Here is a 1,030-nt window from a genome sequence, read left to right on the forward strand (position 1 = left end):
GGCGAAGCTGAGAACTTAAGCGCCAGTAAACGGCGGTGGTAACTATAACCATCCTAAGGTAGCGAAATTCCTTGTCGGGTAAGTTCCGACCTGCACGAATGGCGTAACGACTTCTCGACTGTCTCAACCATAGGCCCGGTGAAATTGCATTACGAGTAAAGATGCTCGTTTCGCGCAGCAGGACGGAAAGACCCCGGGACCTTTACTATAGCTTGATATTGGTGTTCGGTTCGGCTTGTGTAGGATAGGTGGGAGACTTTGAAGCAGCAACGCCAGTTGTTGTGGAGTCGTCGTTGAAATACCACTCTGGTCGTGCTGGATGTCTAACCTGGGTCCGTGATCCGGATCAGGGACAGTGTCTGGTGGGTAGTTTAACTGGGGCGGTTGCCTCCTAAAGGGTAACGGAGGCGCCCAAAGGTTCCCTCAGCCTGGTTGGCAATCAGGTGTTGAGTGTAAGTGCACAAGGGAGCTTGACTGTGAGACTGACGGGTCGAGCAGGTACGAAAGTAGGGACTAGTGATCCGGCGGTGGCTTGTGGAAGCGCCGTCGCTCAACGGATAAAAGGTACCCCGGGGATAACAGGCTGATCTTCCCCAAGAGTCCATATCGACGGGATGGTTTGGCACCTCGATGTCGGCTCGTCGCATCCTGGGGCTGGAGTAGGTCCCAAGGGTTGGGCTGTTCGCCCATTAAAGCGGTACGCGAGCTGGGTTTAGAACGTCGTGAGACAGTTCGGTCCCTATCCGCTGTGCGCGTAGGAGTGTTGAGAAGGGCTGTCCCTAGTACGAGAGGACCGGGACGGACGAACCTCTGGTGTGCCAGTTGTCCTGCCAAGGGCATGGCTGGTTGGCTACGTTCGGGAGGGATAACCGCTGAAAGCATCTAAGCGGGAAGCCTGCTTCGAGATGAGCACTCCCACCTCCTTGAGAGGGTAAGGCTCCCAGTAGACGACTGGGTTGATAGGCCGGATATGGAAGCCCTGTGAGGGGTGGAGTTGACCGGTACTAATAGGCCGAGGGCTTGTCCTCAG

Annotated in this window: 1 rRNA gene; it reads left to right on the forward strand. The window is 55.8% G+C overall.

What is annotated here, in order from left to right:
- Positions 1 to 1,028: ribosomal RNA gene (locus tag ACWDCZ_RS41725) — 23S ribosomal RNA — on the forward strand; the annotation flags it as partial.
- Between the last annotated feature and the right edge of the window lie 2 nt (positions 1,029 to 1,030).

It is taken from the genome of Kitasatospora sp. NPDC001225 (genome assembly GCF_053597855.1).